Genomic DNA, 3,362 nt, shown 5'->3' on the forward strand with positions numbered 1-3,362 from the left:
GCGTGTCCTGCCAACCCACACCGCCCCGCCATCCACCGGGATGCAGCTGTTGCTTTTGCGGTCGCCGGCCAGCGGCCGGCACTACCGCGGGTGCCGGGCGTAGCCCGGCTCAGGCGCCGAAGCGCTCGTCGTCCATCGCCATCAGCGGGGCGGCGCCGGACTGGATCGCGGCGGCGTGGCTGAGCGTGCGCGGCAGCACACGGGCGAAGTAGAACCGCGCAGTCTCGCGCTTGCCCTGGGCGAAAGCGGCGCCGTGTGCGCTGGCGTCGGCGGCGGCGACGCTGCGGGCCCACCAGTAGGCCAGCACCACGTAACCCGAATAGAACAGGTAGTCGTAGCTTGCTGCGCCCAGTTCGTCCGGATTGGCGGCCGCGCGCTGCAGCACGTCCATCGTCAGCTTGCCCCATTCGGCGGCCTTGGCGCGCAGCGGGCCAATGAACTCGGCCAGCGCTTCGTTGCCCTCGTGTTCCTTGGCGAAGGCTTCGATCTCGGCCAGCATCAGCTTCAGGCCGGCGCCCTGGCTGGACGCGGTTTTGCGGCCGATCAGGTCCAGCGCCTGGATGCCGGTAGTGCCTTCATACAGCGTGGTGATGCGGGCGTCGCGGGCCAGCTGCTCCATGCCGTGCTCGCGGATGTAGCCGTGGCCACCGAAGCACTGCAGGGCGTTGTAGGTGTTCTCGATGCCCCATTCGGTCTGGCAGGCCTTCGAGATCGGGGTCAGGAAGCTCACCAGGGTGTCGGCGCGCTCGCGCTCAGCGGCATCCTCGGCATGGTGGGCAACGTCGATGAGGGTGGCGGCGTGCAGCGCCAGCAGGCGGCTGCCTTCGACCAGCGACTTCACCGTCAGCAGCATGCGGCGCACATCCGGGTGGACCAGGATCGGGTCGGCCGGCTTGTCCGGGAACCTGGCACCACTCAGGGCGCGCGACTGCAGGCGCTCACGGCTGTACTTCAGCGCGTTCTGGTAGGCGCGCTCGGACAGGCCGACGCCCTGCAGGCCGACCCCCAGGCGCGCGGTGTTCATCATGGTGAACATCGCCTGCAGGCCCTTGTGCGGCTGGCCGACCAGGTAGCCCTGCGCGCCATCGAAGTTCATCACGCAGGTGACCGACCCCTTGATGCCCATCTTGTGCTCGATCGAGCCGCAGCGCAGTGCGTTGCGCTCGCCGACGTTGCCGTCGCGGTCGACCTTGAACTTCGGGGTGACGAACAGCGAGATGCCCTTGGCACCCGGGGGAGCGTCGGGCAGCTTGGCCAGCACCAGGTGCACGATGTTGCCGGTCAGGTCGTGCTCGCCGGCGGTGATGAAGATCTTGGTGCCGGTGATCGAATAGCTCCCATCGGCGTTCGGCTCGGCCTTGGTCTTGAGCAGGCCGAGGTCGGTACCGCAGTGCGGTTCGGTCAGGCACATGGTGCCGGTCCAGCGGCCCTCGATCAGCGGCTTGAGGAAAGCCTCGTGCTGCCAGGCCTCGCCATGCTGCTTCAGCGCTTCGATGGCGCCGTGGGAGAGCAGCGGGAAGTTGCCCCACGCCAGGTTGGCGGCATTGATCATTTCGTTCAGCGGCACGCCCAGAGTGTGCGGCAGGCCCTGGCCGCCCAGCTCCGGCGAGGCGGTCAGGCCGGTCCAGCCGCCATCGACGAACTGGTCGTAGGCCTGCTTGAAGCCGGGCGGGGTGGTCACTTCACCGGTGGCCTGGTCGAGCACGCAGCCGATCTCGTCGCCGACGCTGTTGAGCGGGGCCAGCACGGTGGCGCTGAAGCGGCCGGCTTCTTCCAGCACGGCATCGACCACGTCGGCGGTGGCGTCGGTGAAGCCCAGGCGGGCGAACAGGGGTTCGACCTTGAGCACGTCGTGCAGGGCGAAACGGAGGTCGGAAAGCGGGGCGGTGTAGCTGCTCATCGGTACGTCTCGATTTGATCAGGGCAGGGGAGAGCGGCGCCGGGCGCCGCCACGAAAGGCGCGTTCAGCGCAGCACGCCGGGCAGGCCGGGGGCCTGGTTGAGGGTGCTGCGGCTGCTGATGTCGAAGCTGCGCTGCTTCTTTTCCTGCGGCGTGGCCGCCACCGTTCCCTTCAGGCCATAGGCCAGGGTGCGGTTGCTGGCCAGCGCATCGGCCACCACCAGGCGCGCGGCCGAGCTGGGCACCAGGTCGACATTGATCACGTCGGCGGAGGTGCCGCCGATGGAGATGCCAGGCTTCGCGTGCAGGGTGCCGGCTTCGTTGTCGCCGACGGTCAGCGCCAGCGAGACGTCATCGAAGGTCATCGGCATCGAGCTGAAGTTCTGCAGGCGCAGGGCCACGGTCCAGTTGCCGTCGGCACGCACGGTCAGCTGCTGCAGGCTGGCCGCCGGTTCCGAAACACGCTTGACGATGCCGTTGTTGCAGGCAACAAGGGCGAGGGTGCACAGGACAATCAAGGCGATACGGAAACGGTGGAGCATGGGCGCAAGTCCTCTGGAGGGGTGCGTTTGGATAAGCATACTACGGCGTATGGTTGTTTGGATCGCCTGTGGCGACCCGTCGCAGAGGGTAGCGCGTGAAGATGGCGGTCGGGCGTGCGCGGTGCCGGACGGCGCGCGCGCGGCGCCGCGGTTGCGACGCGGTTCAATCGGCGGGCGTATCGCGAAGCGGGGCCATCAGGCGCAGCGGGCGCAGGTCGTAGCCCATGGCCTCGGCTTTTTCTTTCAGCGCTTCGAAGCGTGCGCGATCCATTTCCGGCAGGCGCGAGAGGATCCACAGGTACTTCCGGTCCGGTTCACCGACCAGTGCCCACTGATAGTCCGGGTCCAGCGCCAGCACCCAGTAGTCGGCCCAGACCAGCGGGACCCAGCTCAGCCAGTCCGGCGCGAAGCGCACCTGCAACTGGCCGGGATGGCCGGCCACCGCGCGTGCCACGCCTTCGGCGACCACGCGCTCACCGTCGCCGTTGCGGCAGGCGTTGGTGACACTGATGCGGCCATCGCTGCGCAGTCCGTAGTTGGCGGTGATCTCGCCCACGCACTGCTTCTGGAACGAGACCGGAAGATGCGCAATCTCGTGCCACTGGCCGGCGTAGCGATCGATGTCCAGGCGTTCGACCGCGCGCACAGGTTCAGTGGCGATCACCGGGAAAGCGGCCAGCAGCAGGCAGGCGAACAGGGCGGGGCGCAGAGGCATCGGTAGGCTCCAGGCAGGAGTCTGGAGCGTAGGTGCCGCCGCGCATGCCGGTGTAAATGTTTCGTCAACCGGGCGTGTGCGCAGGCGCCGCATCCGCCACTCGTGCAGTGCGCGCGAAGCACGGACAAAAAAAGACCTGCATCTCTGCAGGTCTCGAAAGATGGTGGCCGAAGACGGAATCGAACCGCCGACACGGGGATTTTCAA

At 67.8% G+C, this 3,362-nt stretch carries 3 protein-coding genes; all 3 read right to left on the reverse strand.

The genetic code is table 11. The annotated features are described in order from the left end of the window. Nucleotides 1-109: 109 nt before the first annotated feature. The 3 genes from HMPREF3114_RS11975 to HMPREF3114_RS11985 all read right to left on the reverse strand — a co-directional run bounded on the left by HMPREF3114_RS11975 (nt 110) and on the right by HMPREF3114_RS11985 (nt 3,156). Nucleotides 110-1,900: an acyl-CoA dehydrogenase C-terminal domain-containing protein gene (locus HMPREF3114_RS11975; RefSeq protein ID WP_053501241.1), complete on the reverse strand. Its 1,791-nt coding sequence runs from the start codon at nt 1,898-1,900 to the stop codon at nt 110-112. A gap of 64 nt (nt 1,901-1,964) precedes the next feature. Then, nucleotides 1,965-2,441, reverse strand: coding sequence for an LEA/WHy family protein (locus HMPREF3114_RS11980; protein ID WP_053501243.1), 477 nt, complete (start codon nt 2,439-2,441; stop codon nt 1,965-1,967). A gap of 163 nt (nt 2,442-2,604) precedes the next feature. Next, a complete protein-coding gene (locus tag HMPREF3114_RS11985; protein WP_005417806.1) occupies nt 2,605-3,156 on the reverse strand; it encodes a lipocalin family protein in 552 nt (183 codons plus the stop codon). Nucleotides 3,157-3,362: the final 206 nt, after the last annotated feature.

The sequence above is a fragment of the Stenotrophomonas sp. HMSC10F07 genome, assembly GCF_001807895.1.
GTDB lineage: Bacteria > Pseudomonadota > Gammaproteobacteria > Xanthomonadales > Xanthomonadaceae > Stenotrophomonas > Stenotrophomonas sepilia.